The sequence below is a fragment of the Paenibacillus sp. Root444D2 genome (assembly GCF_001426375.1).
In the GTDB taxonomy this organism is placed as follows: Bacteria; Bacillota; Bacilli; order Paenibacillales; family NBRC-103111; genus Paenibacillus_E.
Window position 1 is genome coordinate 1 of record NZ_LMEO01000029.1, and the last position, 18698, is coordinate 18698.

17 protein-coding genes and 1 other RNA gene are annotated in these 18698 nt (G+C 45.0%); 1 reads left to right on the forward strand and 17 read right to left on the reverse strand.

Features of this window, described 5'->3' with window-relative positions:
- Window positions 1–337: 337 nt before the first annotated feature.
- The 16 genes from ASD40_RS17375 to rpoE all read right to left on the reverse strand — a co-directional run bounded on the left by ASD40_RS17375 (window position 338) and on the right by rpoE (window position 14939).
- A complete protein-coding gene (locus tag ASD40_RS17375; RefSeq protein WP_057304511.1) occupies window positions 338–559 on the reverse strand; it encodes a pro-sigmaK processing inhibitor BofA family protein in 222 nt (73 codons plus the stop codon).
- Between the two features lie 48 nt (window positions 560–607).
- Entirely contained in the window at window positions 608–895 is a 288-nt protein-coding gene (locus tag ASD40_RS17380; protein ID WP_235549288.1) for a DUF2508 family protein, read from the reverse strand.
- 134 nt (window positions 896–1029) lie between these two features.
- Window positions 1030–1626 carry a recombination mediator RecR gene (gene recR / locus ASD40_RS17385; RefSeq protein WP_057304457.1) on the reverse strand — a complete coding sequence of 199 codons (597 nt, stop codon included), beginning with the start codon at window positions 1624–1626 and terminating at the stop codon, window positions 1030–1032.
- A 43-nt stretch (window positions 1627–1669) separates the two neighbouring features.
- The gene (locus tag ASD40_RS17390; RefSeq protein WP_057304513.1) at window positions 1670–1981 is read right to left on the reverse strand and encodes a YbaB/EbfC family nucleoid-associated protein; all 312 of its coding nucleotides are present in this window, start codon (window positions 1979–1981) and stop codon (window positions 1670–1672) included.
- A 20-nt stretch (window positions 1982–2001) separates the two neighbouring features.
- Entirely contained in the window at window positions 2002–3753 is a 1752-nt protein-coding gene (gene dnaX / locus ASD40_RS17395; protein WP_057304458.1) for a DNA polymerase III subunit gamma/tau, read from the reverse strand.
- Between the two features lie 78 nt (window positions 3754–3831).
- Complete coding sequence (locus ASD40_RS17400; protein WP_082562266.1) at window positions 3832–5265, reverse strand: ATP-binding protein; 1434 nt, start codon at window positions 5263–5265, stop codon at window positions 3832–3834.
- Window positions 5266–5449: 184 nt separating this feature from the next.
- Window positions 5450–5713, reverse strand: an RNA gene (gene ffs, locus ASD40_RS36130) — signal recognition particle sRNA large type.
- A 56-nt stretch (window positions 5714–5769) separates the two neighbouring features.
- Complete coding sequence (locus tag ASD40_RS17405) at window positions 5770–6183, reverse strand: hypothetical protein (RefSeq protein WP_057304459.1); 414 nt, start codon at window positions 6181–6183, stop codon at window positions 5770–5772.
- 91 nt (window positions 6184–6274) lie between these two features.
- A complete protein-coding gene (gene rpmE / locus ASD40_RS17410) occupies window positions 6275–6472 on the reverse strand; it encodes a 50S ribosomal protein L31 (RefSeq protein ID WP_029197218.1) in 198 nt (65 codons plus the stop codon).
- A gap of 120 nt (window positions 6473–6592) precedes the next feature.
- Complete coding sequence (locus tag ASD40_RS17415) at window positions 6593–7867, reverse strand: radical SAM protein (RefSeq protein WP_057304460.1); 1275 nt, start codon at window positions 7865–7867, stop codon at window positions 6593–6595.
- 101 nt (window positions 7868–7968) lie between these two features.
- Window positions 7969–9264: a transcription termination factor Rho gene (rho, locus tag ASD40_RS17420; protein ID WP_047685403.1), complete on the reverse strand. Its 1296-nt coding sequence runs from the start codon at window positions 9262–9264 to the stop codon at window positions 7969–7971.
- Between the two features lie 62 nt (window positions 9265–9326).
- The gene (locus tag ASD40_RS17425; RefSeq protein ID WP_057304515.1) at window positions 9327–10586 is read right to left on the reverse strand and encodes a UDP-N-acetylglucosamine 1-carboxyvinyltransferase; all 1260 of its coding nucleotides are present in this window, start codon (window positions 10584–10586) and stop codon (window positions 9327–9329) included.
- 350 nt (window positions 10587–10936) lie between these two features.
- Window positions 10937–11791, reverse strand: coding sequence for a class II fructose-1,6-bisphosphate aldolase (fba, locus tag ASD40_RS17430; protein ID WP_056831204.1), 855 nt, complete (start codon window positions 11789–11791; stop codon window positions 10937–10939).
- Between the two features lie 130 nt (window positions 11792–11921).
- A complete protein-coding gene (locus ASD40_RS17435) occupies window positions 11922–12314 on the reverse strand; it encodes a response regulator (protein ID WP_057304461.1) in 393 nt (130 codons plus the stop codon).
- Between the two features lie 156 nt (window positions 12315–12470).
- On the reverse strand, window positions 12471–14072 hold the full coding sequence (locus ASD40_RS17440) for a CTP synthase (protein WP_057304462.1): 1602 nt from the start codon (window positions 14070–14072) through the stop codon (window positions 12471–12473).
- Between the two features lie 285 nt (window positions 14073–14357).
- Complete coding sequence (gene rpoE, locus ASD40_RS17445; protein ID WP_057304463.1) at window positions 14358–14939, reverse strand: DNA-directed RNA polymerase subunit delta; 582 nt, start codon at window positions 14937–14939, stop codon at window positions 14358–14360.
- 471 nt (window positions 14940–15410) lie between these two features.
- Between rpoE and ASD40_RS17450 the strand changes: the two genes are divergently transcribed.
- Entirely contained in the window at window positions 15411–16574 is a 1164-nt protein-coding gene (locus ASD40_RS17450; RefSeq protein WP_057304464.1) for a S8 family peptidase, read from the forward strand.
- Window positions 16575–17024: 450 nt separating this feature from the next.
- Here ASD40_RS17450 and argS read toward each other — a convergent pair whose 3' ends face one another.
- Complete coding sequence (argS, locus tag ASD40_RS17455; RefSeq protein ID WP_057304465.1) at window positions 17025–18698, reverse strand: arginine--tRNA ligase; 1674 nt, start codon at window positions 18696–18698, stop codon at window positions 17025–17027.

An 18698-nucleotide genomic window follows, 5' to 3' on the forward strand; every position in this document is an offset into this window, starting at 1 on the left:
GCGTTCGTCCTGAGCCAGGATCAAACTCTCCATAATAGTAAAACTATTTGAAAGCTTAATTGCTCATTTGCGTTGCTAGCGAGATTTTGCAATCTCTTCTTTGAACGATTTCTCGTTCGTGCTTACTCACTCGTTGTTCAGTTTTCAAAGATCAATGTACTGTTCGTCCTACTTTCTTTCGAAAGCCGGAAGATCAATATAACACACTAACAATTCATTTGCAACTTGTTTTTCTCAAGTTACTTCTTTATCCCCGCATGTCTCAGCGGCAACTTTTATAAGATACCACAGATGCTGCGACCGAGTCAACACATGATTTACTTGAATGATTTTCCATCTAGATCAAAGTCAGTTTTAAGCCTACTAGAAGTAAAACCCCGGGAATCCCTAGTATAGTAACCGTCCCTAGAGTGACTGTATTTATAGGAAGTTCAAATTGTGTATACGTACTTAATAAGTTCAACGTATATAAGAGAAATGCTGCAACAACAACATTCAACCCCAATGCGGATAATACCCTCCCTCCGCCGCGACTGCGAAATATCAGGAAGACTAGCATAAGAGATGAGAGTATGAGTACCCCCCATATGACATATTTAAGATACACCTACTTCACCTCCATTAACCGGTCGCTGTCAATTAGACTTACACCTAGCTTTTTCGCTTGTTTGATAAGCATTTCAAATCTCTTTTCTGCAGCTTCCATCGCATAGATGGCATAATCAATTTGATCCTTGTCCAAAGCAAACTCAAAGTGTGCTTGAGCAGCCACCCAAGTCTCATGAGCTGTACGTATCTCTTGGATCAGCATCTGCTTGTCCTTTTTCAGTTCTTCTTGAGCGCTTTTCGTATTTGGGCTCTTCATCCCGTACTTTCCTAATAAAGCTGGTCGCACAAGCAAACCTCCATTCCTCATCTAACCGGATTGATTTATCCATATGGGAGAAAAGGAGATTTTAGAACTTCAAGATGCTTTTTTGGGCAGCAAAAAAGAGAGCTTTGCAGCTCCCTGATTATGATGCAGCTTATTTATAATTCCCTGCGCCCTTCCATGGCTTTGGTCAGAGTTACCTCATCGGCATACTCCAAATCTCCGCCCACTGGCAGCCCATGCGCGATACGCGTAACTCGGAGACCGAATGGCTTGATTAATCTGGACAAGTACATAGCTGTAGCTTCTCCCTCAATATTGGGATTGGTGGCCAAAATCAATTCCTGCACCGTTTCATCACCCAAACGCTTGAGTAATTCAGCAATATGAATTTGATCCGGTCCAATCCCTTCCATCGGTGAAATCGCACCATGCAGCACGTGATAATACCCTTCGAATTCTTTGGTACGTTCTAAAGCGACCAAATCCTTAGGCTCTTGTACGACACAAATGATGGAACTGTCCCTACTCTTATCTTGACAGATGCGACAGGGATCAACGTCGGTAATGTTACAACAAACAGAGCAGTAGTGAAGGTTCCGCTTCACATTGACGAGTGCTTTCGCGAAGTCAATCACTTCTTCTTCTTTCATGCGTAGGACATGAAAAGCCAGGCGGCCTGCCGTTTTGGGACCTACCCCAGGCAGACGTGAGAAAGCATCGATTAACTTGGCTATCGGTTCGGGGTAATACAAAGGAAGACTCCTTTATTTTTCAGAATCGTTACACTTGGTTGTCTTAGAACAATCCAGGGATATTCATACCGCCTGTGAATTTGCCCATATCTTTGTTAGCAATTTCTTCTGCTTTGGACATTGCATCATTTACTGCCGTAAGCACGAGATCTTGCAGCATTTCAACATCTTCAGGATCAACAGCTTCAGGCTTAATTGTAATGCTTTGCACTTTTTTGTGTCCGTTAATAATAACAGTAACGACACCGCCGCCTGCTGTACCTTCGATCATTTTGGTACCTAGTTCTTCTTGGGCTTTCATCATTTGTTCTTGCATTTTCTTTACTTGTTTCATCATTTGGTTCATGTTATTCATCGTAGTTAGCTCCTTCATATTTAGTCTTCTTTAATTGTCACTAGCTCTTCGCCAAATAATTGGATCGCTTCCGAAATCCATTCTTCTTTGACAGCAGTTCCGTTGCCTTCGCCATCAGCGACAAGCTCCATTACTTCTGGAGCGCTGCTAGCCGCATCATTCTTAGCGTCGTCCCATTCTTTGCGCATAATCGTAAGTAAACGCATAGGTTTGCCAAGCACCGAAGTAAGCACTTGCTCGATAATGACTTTGTTTTCTGGCTTTTCCGTTGTATTGCGATGCATCTCATTCTTGAAAGCAACGAGTACAACATCATCAAGCATAGACACCAAATCACCATTAACGAACCAAGCATGTACGGTAATCTTCTTTTCTTTGACATCGCCTAGTACTTGACTCCACTTTAGGAGAGCAGCTTTGGTTTCTGGACTCTCCGCGGCTTTCAAGTAACCATCCAGCTTGATGCCCGACTTCTTCGAAGGAGCTGAGGCCACCGGCACTTTGGCCGAGGCGGCTTGCCTCGCATTGGGATCGGCTGCTGCACCCGTTACTCCCGATTTTACCAGTGAAGCTATCTGTTCTTCAAGTTGTTGAAGTTTCTGGGTCATTTGGGCAAAAAGATCACCTTGAGGCATACGCCCTCCAGCATCTGCCGCGATATTGACAGTCGAACTGCTCTCTGCTCCTCTGTGACCACCGCTAATTTTCATAATCGCTATTTCTAACAGAGTCTGAGGCTGTACAGAGTATTTCATTTCGCTTTGGTAATGATTCAACGTCTCAATCATAGCCATCATTTCACTCGGTGAGAAGTGATTCGCTACTTCCCTTAGTTCACCCATATCAAAAACACGTTCACTAATCACAGGTGAATTAGGTACCATGCGAACCATGAGTAAATCACGGAAGTAATTAATCAAATTCTCAATACATTTGTCAGCGCTCTTGCCTTCCTGCATGAAAGTATCGATGAGCTCGAGCGCGGCTCCAAGATTCTTTTCTTTGATGTAAAGAACGAGCTTCTTGAATTGATCGGAAGCTACGCCGCCGGTGATAGACAAAATGTCTGAGAGCTGAACTTCACCAGTCGAAAAGGAAGCGGCCTGATCCAGCAGGCTGAGCGCATCCCGCATCCCTCCATCCGATAGTCTCGCTATATAATGGAGAGCTTCCTCGCTAACCGAGATCTGCTCCTGATCACAAATATACTGCAGCCGCTGAACCTGATCTTCCATCGAAACTCTCCGAAAATCAAAGCGTTGACAGCGGGAAATAATCGTCGCCGGTATTTTATGCGGTTCCGTTGTTGCCAAAATAAACATGACATGCGCCGGAGGCTCCTCTAGTGTCTTCAAAAGGGCATTAAAAGCTTCGGTCGTGAGCATGTGCACTTCATCGATGATGTACACCTTCTGCCTTACTTCTGTAGGGGCATACTTCACTTTATCACGAATATCCCGAATTTCTTCTACACCGCGATTGGAGGCAGCATCGATTTCGACAACGTCCATGACAGCACCTTCGGTGATTCGTTCACATGCTGAACAAGCGTTACACGGCTCTTCTGACGGACCGTTTAAGCAGTTGATTGCCTTGGCTAATATTTTGGCCGTACTAGTCTTACCTGTTCCCCGAGGTCCGTTGAACAAATAAGCATGAGTAAGGCGATTTTCTCGCAAAGAATTCTGCAGCGTCTGCGTGATATGTTTCTGACCGACAACTTCACGAAACGTCTGAGACCTCCACGTTCGGTACAGAGCGATATGTGCCATAGTGTTCCTCTCCAATAATCCCTGCATGGAATGACTGAATCCATTATACTATAACGCACCTAGGGATGAAATAGATGATCAAGTATAAGGAATCGATATTGTAAACGTCGTTCCAAAGCCCTTTGAAGAAACACGTATCGTCCCCCCCATATCGTGAATGATTCGTTGGCACACCGAAAGACCTAATCCGGTACCCGTGTCCTTGGTTGTGAAGAATGGATCGAAAATTTTGTCAATCACGAACATCGGTATGCCAGAACCTGTATCATGAATGTCAATGCAGACATTTCGTTCCACCGTGTCTACTTTCTCTGAAATCGTTAAAACCCCTCCATCCGACATAGCTTCGATGCCATTTTTACAAACATTTAAGAATACCTGTTTGAGCAGCTCTTTATCAGCAATCACTTCCGGTAAATGATACGAGGCCTCATATTGGAGATTCACATCGTAAAGAATAGCTTCATTATTGATAATAGGCAAAATCCCTCGCAGCACTTCAGTCACATCGATCCTCTCATAAGAAACATGCTTTGGCTTACTCAGCAGCAAAAATTCATTTACCAACTCGTTGATTCGATTGATTTCCTCCAGCATGACTACCGTGAAACTCTGTTCTCTCTCCATCCCTTTCACTTCAAAAGTGCGCCGAAGCACCTGAAGAAATCCTTTGATTGAAGTTAGCGGATTCCGAATTTCATGAGCTGTGCCAGCAGCAATTTGCCCGATCATTGCGAGTCTGTCACTTCTTTGAACCATTTCTTCCAACGAGCGCATATTCGTGACATCTTTGAAGATGACATAAGCCCCAACAATATTACCTTGATTATCTTTGAGCACATTCGAATCCAACAGCAGCTCAAACCGCTCTTCATTGTTCGTCCATGAAACCGCATGATTGCGGACTACAGCACCATTCAAAATCGTTCGTTGGACAAGCTTATGCTGGCTGGGAATGGTAGCAAAGATCTCATCTAACGACTTATTAAGAATATGCTCCCGATCCATTCCTAGAATCTGACATGCTCGATCACTGACGTCAACAAGCGTAAAATTCACACTAATCAATAAAACACCCAAATTAATATCTTTCAAAAAAGCGTCCGAGAACCTCTGCAGCAAGCTTAACTGCGAGCTATCCTGATGCTTCATGGTCAAGAGATACATATACTTCTCGCCGCGCATAAGCTTCAGCATCGAGAACTGATAAAACATCGTTTCACCATTCTTGCCTACTAAGAATCCATGGGGCCACTCCCCTGGACTGGAATCGTTCTTAAAGTAAAATTCGTACAGCTCACGCAAAGATGCCCTCACTTTAAAAAGTTGAGGGAATGAGATATGCGTAACTTCCTCAGCTGAATAGCCCGAGTATTTCAAAACTTGATCTGTTGCTAAAATGATCTTGCCATCCTCATCCACAACGAGCATCCCCGTTTGTATGCTATGGTTGAATAGCTTCCTCATTTCATCGATGGATACCATGTAATCTTGAGGGTCATGAATGGACATTTCAGCAACACCTTCACTTTCTCTCTATTCAATCGCAAAATGCGCAAACGTTTACATGAATCTACATGTTATAACCATTCTCTCTAGAGTAAGATTTTTCCTTCCCTTGAAAAAAAGAAAAAACGCCATAGATACTGGCGTTTTGTTAGGTGTAATTATGAAAGTTCACATTTAATTATTAAAACCGTGCACCTGTTATTGATAAAGTGATACAAGCGAACTCTTACCGTTGGCTCAAATCAGGCAACCCCTCGGCACATGAAACATCTCACTTACGGCTGCTTCCTTCCAGACCTGACCGGGTTCATGAGCATTCATTGCGAAGGACCCGACTCTCAACACCACGTGTAAAAGCCAGACCTCACATCACAGTACCGCTAACAGGAATTCAACCTCGCTACAGCGGATTGCGAGTTACAGGGCACCGCTACCTCCCCATCTAGCACGGTAAAATTAGTATAGCTGATTCAATTACAAATAGCAACCGAGGGCAAAATCTACCTGTTAAGGAACCATTTTTACGATTACATTGTAGCGCGGCATGTTGGTGTTCAGCGCCATTTGAGCTTGTGAGCGAAGCTCCTCCACTTGCGCAGCCGTCAAAGATGGTCTTGGTTTTATTTTCACCTTGGCGGTCGGTCCGTTAATGGAGATATTGGTTTTCTCAATACCTTGCAGCTGTGAAAGCACGGCCTTCATTAAGTTCGAATCATCTTCGTAGTGATGATACGTAGGATTAAGCGGGTCGTTCGGATTGACACTCGTAATTCCCAAGTAACCGTCTTGCTTGTAATGCTGGGCTTTATAATTTGCATCATTGGTCTGAGGCGGGTTCTTATTACCAGAATTAATGCCACAGCCGATTAAACTCATGATGAGCATAATAGCTCCCGCAAACTTAAGCAGACCCCTAAACATAAAAACACCTCCCATTGGACTCTAAGCCTAAGCTTAGGATGACCAAGGGAGGTTGTCTTATGCTGATTGGCAGCAAAGTAATTGATGCCAATTAGATTCCGTATTTCTTTTTGAACTTGTCGACACGGCCGCCTACATCGATAAACTTTTGTTTACCTGTGTAGAAAGGATGGCAATTAGAGCAAATCTCAACGCGAAGATTTTGCTTAATAGAACCCGTTTCGAACACGTTACCACAAGCGCAAGTCACTGTGGTTGCATGATAAGTAGGATGAATACCTGCTTTCATGATGGTTCACCTCTTTCCGCCCTGAATCATTTGCTGAAACAGAGTTAATGGACGTACCTATGGATTATATCATATTCGGAAGTCTTGATGCAATGGAAAAAGACTGTGGATGACTTCCTTTTAGAGCACCGTAGTTACCGTTCGATCACTCGTATAGAACTTCGGTGTATGCGAGTAGGAACCCAGCACCACATCGGGAAGTTCTTGTTCGAAAATCTCAATCATTTGCTTCATCCCAAGCAGTTCACCTCTTGCTTTGGGGATTATGCCAAGGTAACTCTCGGGATCAATATTCAGGTTGCGCAATTGAATCAATTTTAGTCCTGTTCTTCGCACGAATTCGATCATCGCTTCGATCTCTTCTTCTCGATCGGTTACACCTGGAAATACGAGATAGTTGATCGAAGTTATAACTCCTTTATCCGTGGCGTAGCGGAGAGACTTCTCAACATTCTTGAGCGTGTAAGCTCTTGGCTTATAGTAGGCGTTGTAATGATCATCCAGTGCGCTAATCGTACTAACCCGCATGAGATCAAGCCCCGCATCAACAATGCCGCGGATATGATCCGTGAGCCCTGCATTGGTGTTGATGTTAATATAGCCCATCTTCGTTTGCTCACGTACTTGCTTGATGGCATCGATTATAATCACAGCCTGCGTGCTAGGTTCCCCTTCACAGCCCTGTCCGAAGGAGATAATACTCTCAGGCGTCCGCAGATGCTCAAGCATGATCTGAGTGATCTCTTCGACCTTAGGCTTGAAGTTCATACGAGTCTGAGGCGCTACGAAGCCACTCTCATCCGGTTGCTCCGAAATACAGCCGAAGCATCCTGCGTTGCAGGAATAGGAGACCGGAACGGCACCCTCCCAACGTTGAAGGAACGTATTCGAGGCTGTCAAACATTCATAACCCAGTGCACAGTTGGACAAATGCGCATATAACCGATTGTCCGGGTACTTAGCAACCAATCGTTTGACCTCTACCTCGAGCTCAGTTGGGTCACAATGAACCGGATTCCAATAATAAGGATTATCTGTCAATCGAGCGGCAACATAGAAACCGTCATCCTTCCACACGACAGCCGTATATCCGAACAAGGGCAGCGCCTTAGACTTGTCTGATTTCACATAGCCAGGGAGCAGAAGTCTAGTAAAGCCTTGCGGCAGTAAGGCTCCAACAGCGTGATAATCTCCCTCAACCAGCTTCATATCACCTGTTGCGGCATCAATGCCTACCGGACGTGTAAACGGAAGACTGACTAATGTTGATCCCTCAGGTAGAGGAATCAACTCTTCTTCCAAAATTTCTGTTATCATTTCAGCGTTTCGACCAAGTGCTAAGAAATCAGGATGATCAAAAACGTTTCCTTGTGAATCTGAATAAACCAAGTTCATAACGGTACTCCTCTTTGTTCGTCACGGATAAACGACATAAGTCGTCCTTAAGGACGACCGTGTTTGTCATGATTGATGCGAAGCAGATTATTATTTGAAGCTTAGGAAGCTGAATTTTTGACTTTACCTTTGTTAACACCTGTAGATCCCGCTGAAGGGGAAGCCAAAGAGTCCAAAAACTCTTGATTAGTCTTCGTATCGGCAAGCTTCTTAATGAAGGATTCTGTATATTCATGCGAATCATTCATCCCTCTGCGAAGCGCCCAAACCTTCTCGAGTTCATCTTTACCCAGAAGTGCTTCTTCGCGGCGAGTGCCTGACTTACGAATATCAATCGCAGGGAAGATACGGCGTTCAGCCATTTTACGATCTAGATGAAGCTCTAGATTACCTGTACCTTTAAACTCTTCATAAATGACGTCATCCATACGCGAGCCAGTTTCTACGAGTGCAGTAGCAAGAATTGTTAAGCTGCCGCCTTCTTCAATATTACGGGCAGCCCCGAAGAAACGTTTAGGCCGATGAAAGGCAGCAGGATCTATACCACCCGTTAACGTCCGGCCAGAAGCAGGAACCACAAGGTTATAGGCTCTAGCCAACCGGGTAATACTGTCCATGAGAATAACAACATCTTTCTTATGTTCAACTAGACGCATCGCACGCTCTAGAACTAGCTCAGCAACTTTAATATGATTTTCTGGAAGCTCATCGAAGGTAGAAGCAACTACTTCGCCTTTGACGGAACGCTGCATATCGGTAACTTCCTCCGGACGCTCATCGATAAGCAGAACGAAAAGTTCAATTTCTGGATAATTCGTGGAAATGCTGTTCGCAATTTCTTTCAGCAGCAATGTTTTCCCAGCTTTAGGAGGTGCTACAATCAGACCGCGTTGGCCTAATCCAACAGGAGCAAGTAAATCCATAATACGCATGGAAATCTTGTTAGGCTCTGTTTCGAGTGTAATCCGCGTGTCTGGATAAAGAGGCGTCAATGCAGGGAAATGAAGTCGTTCCGCTGCCGTTTCCGGCTTCTCTCCATTCACCGCTTCAACTTGAAGAAGCCCGAAATAGCGCTCATTCTCTTTAGGCGGGCGGCATTTGCCCGATACAATGTCCCCAGACCGCAAATCAAATTTGCGAATCTGGGAAGCGGAAATATAAATGTCCTCTGAGCTTGGAAGGTAATTAATTGGACGCAAGAATCCAAAGCCCTCCTGAAGGATCTCGAGAACACCCTGCATGAACATTAGACCACTCTCAGCAGCTTGTGCACGTAAAATGGCAAAGATGAGTTCTTTTTTCTTCAGCGTACCGTAGTATTGGATCTGATGTTTCTTAGCTAGTTTATATAATTCAGTAAGCTTGAGTATTTCAAGCTCAGCAAGCTGCATGCTCATGTTTCAACCACCAAACTATTAAATTTTCAATTGGATTCTAGCATTGCCTGTTACTTGGTACTTTATTCCTCACTCTCGCGCCAAACCTCGGCACCCAGTGAAGATAAGTTGAATACCAAGTTCTCATAACCACGATCAATAAACTCAACCCCGGATACTTCTGTGATGCCACCTGTTCTTACGCTTAGGCCCGCAAGCACAAGAGAAGCTCCTGCTCTCAAATCCGTTGCTCTCACTTTGGCAGAACTGAGCTGTGAGCCCTCAATAATGGCTGAGCGTCCTTCGACCTTCATCTTTGCTCCCATACGCACTAGCTCAGGAATATGCTTGAAACGATTACTATAAACGTGGTCCGTTAATATACTAACTCCTTTAGCTTGGCAAAGTAAGCTTGCCATTGGAGACTGTAGATCCGTCGCAAACCCTGGGTAAATTAAAGCTTTCACATCAACACTTTCGTATTCAGGCTGACCGACAACACGAATGGACTCATCCATTTCGTAGATATGTACGCCCATTTCCTGAAGCTTTGCCGTCAGAGCCTCCATATGTTTAGGAATGACATTGTCGACGGTTACATCGCCGCGTGTAGCCGCTGCAGCAATCATGTACGTACCTGCTTGAATACGGTCAGGAATAATGGAATGGCGGCAACCATGCATCTCAGTTACGCCCTCGATACGAATAGTCTCTGTTCCAGCGCCCTTAATTTTGGCACCCATTGAGTTTAAAAGTGTTGCCACATCTATGATTTCAGGCTCTTTGGCCGCATTTTCGATAATCGTAACGCCTTTAGCGCGAGAGGCAGCCAGCATGATGTTAATCGTCGCTCCAACACTCGCCATATCTAAGTATATTTTGGCACCGCGCAGTTCTTTGGCGCGTATCTTTAAGGCGCCATTCTCATTGCTAACCTCAGCACCTAAAGCTTCAAAACCTTTAATATGCAAATCAATCGGACGTGGTTCGAAGTTACAGCCACCCGGCAGACCAATCGTCGCCTCTCCAAATCTTCCGAGCAGAGCTCCCATTAAATAGTAGGATGCTCTAAGCTTCTTTACTTTGCCATTCGGCATAGGAAGTGATTTCATCCGACTTGGGTCGATCGTCATCCGATCTTCGTTCCAGTCAATGGTAGCCCCTAAATCCGTCAAAATTTCTGTATATATAGCCACATCACTCAGATGAGGCAGATTATCCAAAGTAACCGATGTTTCAGCAAGTACAGCGGCTGGAATGAGTGCAACCGCACTATTCTTAGCCCCACTAATTTGAACTGTTCCCCGTAGTGGACGTCCCCCGACCACCATTAATTTTTCCAACATGATTCTCCCCCTAAACCAGGTGCCTACTTACTAAGTAGTAAATCAAAGCAACCAAATACAACCTAAGCGCACACAAACTTTACCAAAGATATTCGACTCCACCTCGCCCTTTAAGACTAGCGATCGTCAAAAATCAAGTGAACGAGCGTATAAAATTAATAATTACTTATAAATCCATACAAAAAAGCGACCATTTACAAACTAAAACAGCCACGGTTCTCTCGGAGAACATAAGCACAAAAAAATAGAAGAAGGAAACGCTCGTAATGACACAGACGGACGACATTCTTTCGTCTATCCTCCGTCTGTGCCTTACTGCATTTCCTACCCTGTCTATACAATTGGAATTAAGCTTGGTTGCTGCTTCCGAACAATTGAATTTTGGATTTTACTACTTCGATCATTGCATTACGAGCCGGGGTGAGATATTTACGAGGATCATAAATTTTAGCATCTTTGTTCAGAGCCGCGCGGATGTTTTCTGTGCATGCCACTTGATTCTCTGTGTTAACGTTGATTTTACCAACGCCTGCCGCGATAGATTTACGAATCATTTCGTCAGGAACGCCGGATCCACCGTGTAGAACCACAGGGACTGGAATCGCTTTGGAAACTGCTTCGATAATATCAAAGTGAATGTTAGGCTCGCCTGCGTACATACCATGTGCAGTACCTACAGCGATAGCCAGACAGTCAACACCTGTTTCTTCGTAGAAACGGATAGCTTCTTCAGGTTTTGCAAGGTTAGCGTGCTCTTCATCAACAGAGATGTCGTCCTCAACGCCGCCAATTGTTCCAAGCTCACCCTCAACGGATACGCCCATTGCACGAGCTGCTTTTACGACTTCTTTCGTCAAACGAATGTTTTCTTCGAAAGAATAGTGGGAACCATCGAACATAACGGAGCTGAATCCCGCACGGATACATTTCATTGCTACTTCAAAGGAACTGCCATGATCTAAGTGTAGAGCAATCGGCAGACCGGATTTTTTAGCTGCAGCTTCAGCAATTGCCACTGTAAACTCAATACCCATATATTTTAGTGCGCCTTCGCTAACACCATAAATGAACGGGGATTTTAATTCGATTGCAGCTTCCACAATCGCTTGAGCGAATTCAAGGTTGTTCATATTAAATTGACCCACCGCGAATTTGTTCGCTTTTGCTTTAGGTAAAAATTCATTCATTGAAACCAATGCCATGTTTCTCTTCCTCCTAGAACCTATAGTAGATGCGTATACCGCTCTTTGTCATACCTGAGTTATTATAGCACATAACTTTTCAAATGATAACCAAGCCCTCGTTTTTTCAGAAACAAAAAAGACCCTATGACTAGGATCCCACTGCAAAACCGCTGCTTGATTCATTATTAAGCTGCATATTGACCGCCATACGCAATTCATCAATATCAAAAGGCTTCGTAAAGTGCATAATCGCACCCAAATCCGTTGCTTCTTTAATCATATCGAGCTCGCCATAAGCTGTCATCATAATGACTTTGATCGATACATCAATGGCTTTAACATGTTTTAAAATATCCAGACCGTCCATACCAGGAATTTTCATATCCAGTAGTATAAGATCAGGCGAAGAATTTTTCACGATTTCCAAGGCCAATTTGCCATTCGAAGCCTGATAGGTATCGTACCCTTCGTTACTGAATACCTCCATGAGTAGTACACGAATTCCATTTTGATCGTCGACAATCAATACCTTTTTCTTCATCAGCCTATTTCCCTCCCGAAAACGAATAACAAACTCCCTCTTTATGTTTATAAAGTTATTCGCTATTCATTTTCGATTTCCTTCTGAGGGAAAAAACTAATTGAAAAGTTTTACAAATAAGTTGGTTATCTGGAGGGACAACCGTTAAAGCAAGAATTAACGCGCGATGAACTGAGCGGCTTTCACGAATTCACGGAAAAGCGGCTGTGGACGATTCGGACGCGATGTAAATTCCGGATGGAATTGAACAGCAAGGAACCAAGGGTGACCTGGAAGCTCGACCATCTCAACCAACCGGCCGTCCGGTGACGTACCGGAAATGCGCAAACCAGCAGATTCAATCAATTCGCGGTATTCATTATTAAATTCATACCGGTGACGATGTCTCTCATAGATAAGCTCATCATTGTAACACTGCTCAGCAAGAGAGCCCGGAACAACCTTGCAAGGATATAAGCCCAGACGCATTGTACCGCCTAAATTCTCTATATCCTTCTGCTCTGGCAGTAGATCGATGACTGGATAAGCCGTTGTAGGATTAATCTCAGAGCTGTTCGCGCCATCCAAGCCTGTAACAGAACGCGCATACTCAATAACAGCAACCTGCATACCCAAGCAAATCCCAAAGAATGGAATCTCCTTTTCGCGGGCATATCGGATCGCTTCCACTTTACCTTCAATACCGCGATCACCGAATCCACCAGGTACAAGAATACCTTGAACACCGGAAAGAAGCTGATGGACGTTATGCTCAAAAATATCTTCTGCATTCACCCAACGGATATCAATTTCGGAGTCATTATCGATGCCGGCATGACCTAGTGCTTCAACAATACTTAGGTAAGCGTCATGCAGTGCAACGTATTTCCCCACGATCGCAATTTCGGTCTTCTTCGTCAATGATTTAACTTTACGAACAAGGCTTTCCCATTCCTTCATGTCTGGCTCGTTCGTACGTAGTTTCAGGTGATTAACAACATAATCGTCAAGCCCTTGCTCGCGAAGCATCATCGGAACTTCGTACAAGGTTTCCGCATCCTTACATTCGATGACAGCTGCAGGATCGATATCACAGAATAAAGCTAACTTACGCTTCATATCTTCGGTTAGAGAATGTTCCGTACGGCAAACGATAACGTGAGGTTGAATGCCCAGCCCGCGTAGTTCTTTTACACTGTGCTGTGTAGGTTTCGTCTTCACTTCACCAGCTGCTTTAATATAAGGAATCAGCGTAACGTGAATATACATGACATTCTCGCGGCCGATATCATTTTTCATTTGACGTATAGCTTCCAGGAACGGCAAGCTTTCGATATCTCCTACCGTACCACCAATTTCGGTAATTACGACATCGGACCCAGCTTCACGACCAGCGCGAATCACACGTTCTTTGATTTCATTCGTAATGTGCGGGATTACTTGTACCGTGCCGCCCAGATATTCGCCTCTGCGCTCTTTGGTAATGACGGAGGAGTATACTTTACCTGAGGTTACGTTTGAACTTTTGGAAAGGTTAATATCAATAAAACGCTCATAATGACCTAAGTCCAAATCCGTTTCTGCCCCATCGTCGGTTACGAACACTTCACCGTGCTGGTAAGGACTCATAGTTCCCGGATCCACGTTAATGTACGGGTCAAACTTTTGAATAGTAACTTTCAAACCTCTGTTTTTGAGCAATCTCCCTAAGGACGCTGCTGTAATTCCTTTGCCAAGGGATGAAACTACGCCTCCCGTAACGAAAATGTATTTTGTCACTATGTACGCCTCCTAGAGTTTAGTATGGTTTTGAAATATAAGAAACTTACGCCGTAAGGCATAAGCTTATCTTTTGCCAGAAGAATGACTTTGTAAGCATTAGCTTCTGCTAAATGGGGGTTTTCATGAAAATAAAGTGAAAAAACACAAAAAAAACACTAAAAAAACAAAAAAAGTGACACCCGTAGTGACGGGGCACTTTTTGAACGCTTGAGCGAAATGTTAAGATTCTTTTAAAGCCCATGCAATAGTTTACTCTGAACAGATAGGGGCTGTCAAGACAAGTTATTTGCCGTCTTCAGCCTCTTCATCCAAATCGTCTTCCTCGTCTTCCTCATCGGAATCCTCATCTAAATCATCTTCACTATCTTCGTCTGTTTCTTCAATACCCGCTTCGCCAAGATCCTCTTCGATCTCTTCATCTTCGAAGAATTCAGTATCCTCTTCCGCTTCTTCCTCTTCGGTTTCGGTACCAAATGTATCGTACTCATCTTCTTCTGCGTATGTATCTTCTTCTTCAGCGTAGATGTCTTCATCCAGATCGTCATCTTCGTCGTTAATGATTCTTGGACGCTTCGCGTTACCAACCGCATCGTCTGATTTCTCGACAGGATACCAGCGTTTCAAACCCCATAGGTTCGTACCCACGCAAGCAAAACGTCCATCGATGTTGATTTCCGTATATAGTTGGGCAATCACTTGCATAACATGCTGCTCAGACAGCCCTTTTATTTTAGCAATTTCAGCCATCAGGTCACGATAGTAAAACGGCGTATTCGCCGACTTCAGTAATTCAAACGCCAAATCCACCATGGGCATTTCGCGTGCTTGCTCTGTGGTGATTTTGAGTGTGTATTCGCTACTCATCTAAGGCACATCCTTTTCGATCGTGATCGTCATCTTCAGTTCTTCTATCTACCTTATCCAATATCTTCATTAAGTAAAACCTATTTTTTCTAAAAATGCAACTATCCCTAAAATAAACGGCTACGCCGTCCTGTAAGGACGAGTGAGTTTATCAAAAAATATAGCCGACTTATTGTGTGAAACATATAAATTCTTAAGAAAGCGTTCCCCCTAAAATGAATACAAGCGAAGGTCCCCCTCCGCTTGCGACTGTATCCTAAGGAAGCGGTGTGATTGAATCACGGCCGTTTCCACTACCTGAGAAAGAGACACTCCTGCCCGCGCCTCTCTATTTATCCTATGTAAAACCTACGCATCTGACACGGCTTCGCACCCATTTATTTCTATAAAGGCGAGAACACGGTCATACGGGGTGACCTGTACATAAGATAGGGGAGATTCGATTCTAAGCTGTCATGGGGGGATGGCACGATGGATATAGCCACCTTTCTTCATTTGCTTCATGAGGAAATCGGTCTCACCAAGCATTCTGGCAAGAAGCATATCATCCATTTCTCATCGGCTAAGGACTACTACGCATGCAAATCAGAATTGAAACGAATGAAGTCTCAGTTCGTAAACCTCTCCAAGGTCCGCGATCTAAGTATCATTCACGCCTTCTCCTGCACGCTTCGTCCCGATACTAAGCTCAGAGGTATCTCCGGTGTGCCGAACATCGTAGAGGATACCAAAATAACCGTTCACCACGCGATGGGCAACAAAATTACCTCCAAACGATCAAGCAATTTATCGGGCTCTCACACGATACCATGGGGCATCGATCAAGTAGGCGCGCCTGAGGTCTGGAACAAATCGGTAGGTCAGAATATTCGGATCGGGGTCATCGATACCGGAATCGACTACAATCATCCTGACTTACGCAATTCGATATCACGGGGCATCAATTTATTAAACCGCAGCATGCTGCCCTATGATGACAATGGACATGGCACACATATCGCTGGAACCATCGCGGCAGCTGGCCGCCATTCAGGGATTGTCGGTGTAGCTCCTAGAGCCATTGTTCATCCGGTAAAAGCATTTGACCACGCTGGAAGCGCCTATGTCTCAGACATTATTGCAGGCATCGATTGGTGTGTTCATAACGACCTCGATATTATCAATATGAGCTTCGGTATGAAATCATACAACCGTTCTCTCGAGCAAGCTGTCATGAACGCGTTTTATAGAGGTAAAGTCATCGTGGCTTCTTCCGGCAATGACGGCAAAAAGAAATCGGTCGATTACCCCGCCCGTTTCCCCCAGGTCGTCTCCGTTGGAGCCACAACTCGGTTAGGCAAAATCGCTCCCTTCAGCAACCGCGGGAAGCAAATTGATATCTACGCACCAGGCGAGCGGGTCTACTCGTCCTGGCTTAACGGCAAATACAACGAGCTAAGCGGCACTTCGATGGCCACTGCCCATGTCAGCGGCGTCATCGCCTTGATGTTATCGATCAAGCCGATGTCGCCGCCGCAGATTAAAAGCGCGCTGCGGCGCTGTGCGATTGGTCTTAACAAGCGAGAGAGCACCACGCGCTGGAAGCCCGGGCATTTGAACGCTCGGCGCGCGATTCGGGCGGCGCGGCAGGGCTGAGGAAGATTAGTGTAAAAGTTGTACAAAATACAAATTTAGTCATTTTAATCTGCTGTATTCACGCGAATATTGCACAAAATACAACATTTTCGTCCAAAAATGGCCACTTTGGATGAAACGCCGGCTATTTTGTTGCACGGAATACAACATTTGATAGCTTGGTGCGAAATACAAGGGAAATTGTTGTACGTTTTACAACAATGCCACTCGCATGCCAGGAATAAGGGTTCTAACAAATTAGAAAAAATGCGCTAGGGTTGAATTCGCTATAAATTGCTCACACTCTAAAATGGCACGATAACCATCTTCGTGGTGCGAAACGTTTGTCAAAGTAGATGCACCACAAGTTAAATCCACCATGACTTATACTTCTGGTATTAACAAAAAAAGGGACGATCACTCATGTCTGAGTAGACATGGGGATCGTCCCTTCGGTTTGTGGAGCAGATGCTACATCCGCTCTGGGGCAGATACGCCAACTACGCGAAGCGTGTTGGCTAAGGTAATGCGAAGCGCGCCGAGCAAGGCGAGGCGTGCCTGGGTCAAGGCCGCGTCATCCGTGATGACATAGTGGCCTCTGTAATAGCTATGGAACTGGCTTGCCAGTTCATAGACATAGCGGATGAGCCGATGCGGCGCATATTGATCAGCCGCAATGACGATTTCCTCCGGAAGCTCGCCCATCTTGCGCAGCAAGTCGAACTCAGCTTCCGATGTAAGCTGGGAAAGGTCTACCTGCTCCAGCGGCAGCACCTGAATCTTCTGCTCTTCCGCCTGACGGAAGATGCTGCAGATCCGCGCATGTGCGTACTGCACATAGAACACAGGATTCTCATTAGACTGAGAAACCGCCAAATCCATGTCAAAGTCCAAATGCGAGTCCATGCTACGCATCGCAAAGAAATAACGAATCGGGTCTACGCCGACTTCGTCCATAAGATCCTCCATCGTGACTGCTTTGCCAGTCCGTTTGGACATTTTCACCTTTTCCCCATTTTGGAAAAGGCTCACCATTTGGGCAATCAGCACAACGAGGCGGTCCGATTCAAAACCAAGCGCCGTCATAGCCGCTTTCATCCGTGGAATGTAGCCATGATGATCCGCGCCCCAAATATTAATCAAACGCTCAAAGCCGCGCCCAAATTTATTGCGATGGTAGGCAATATCGGGAGTAAGGTAAGTGAAGGACCCGTCATTCTTAATCAGTACGCGATTCTTGTCGTCACCCAGTGGTGTTGTGTTTAACCAAGTCGCGCCCCCTTCTTCATATATGTGTCCATTATCCCGCAGCTCTTGGAGAACGGGTGGAATGAGGTTATCTTCATAAATCGACGTTTCGGAGAACCAGTTGTCGAAATGAACACCAAAGCGACCCAAGTCGCGTTTGATTTTGTCGAGTTCTTTTTTGAGCCCATAGGTACGGAAATAAGCACGACGCTCCTCTTCTGGCAAGCCGAGAAGGCGATCCCCTTCTTCCGCAGCAAGATCCGCGGCAAAGCCTTTAATATCTTCACCGAAGTAACCGTCTTCCGGCATCTCCGCTTCTTGTCCGAGCGCCTGCAGATAGCGGGCTTCGATTGATTTGGCCAAATTGACCACTTGGTTGCCGGCATCATTGATGTAGTACTCTCGGGATACGTCGTATCCAGCCAGATCGAGTACGTTGCACAGTACGTCCCCGACTGCCGCTCCACGAGCATGTCCCAAATGCAGGGAACCTGTTGGATTGGCACTAACGAACTCCACTTGCACTTTAAGCCCTTGACCGACGTTTGACGAACCGTATCGATCACCCATTTTTTGAACATTTTCAATAACCGGGTAAAGGTACACTTTGTTCATTTTAAAATTAATAAAACCCGGCCCCGCAATTTCCGCTTCAGCGATATTGGCTTTATCCTTTTGCAGGTTAGCGATAATTTGCTCGGCAATTTGTCTTGGGTTCTGCTTAGCAATTCGGGTCAACTGCATCGCGACATTCGTTGCGAAATCCCCGTGTGTCTTCTCTTTCGGGACCTCTAGAATAATCTCCGGTATTTGCCCCGCGTCCACGATACCTGCAGCTGTAACTGCTTCTATAATGGCTTGTTTAACTATGGCTTTAACTTCGTTTATTACATCCAT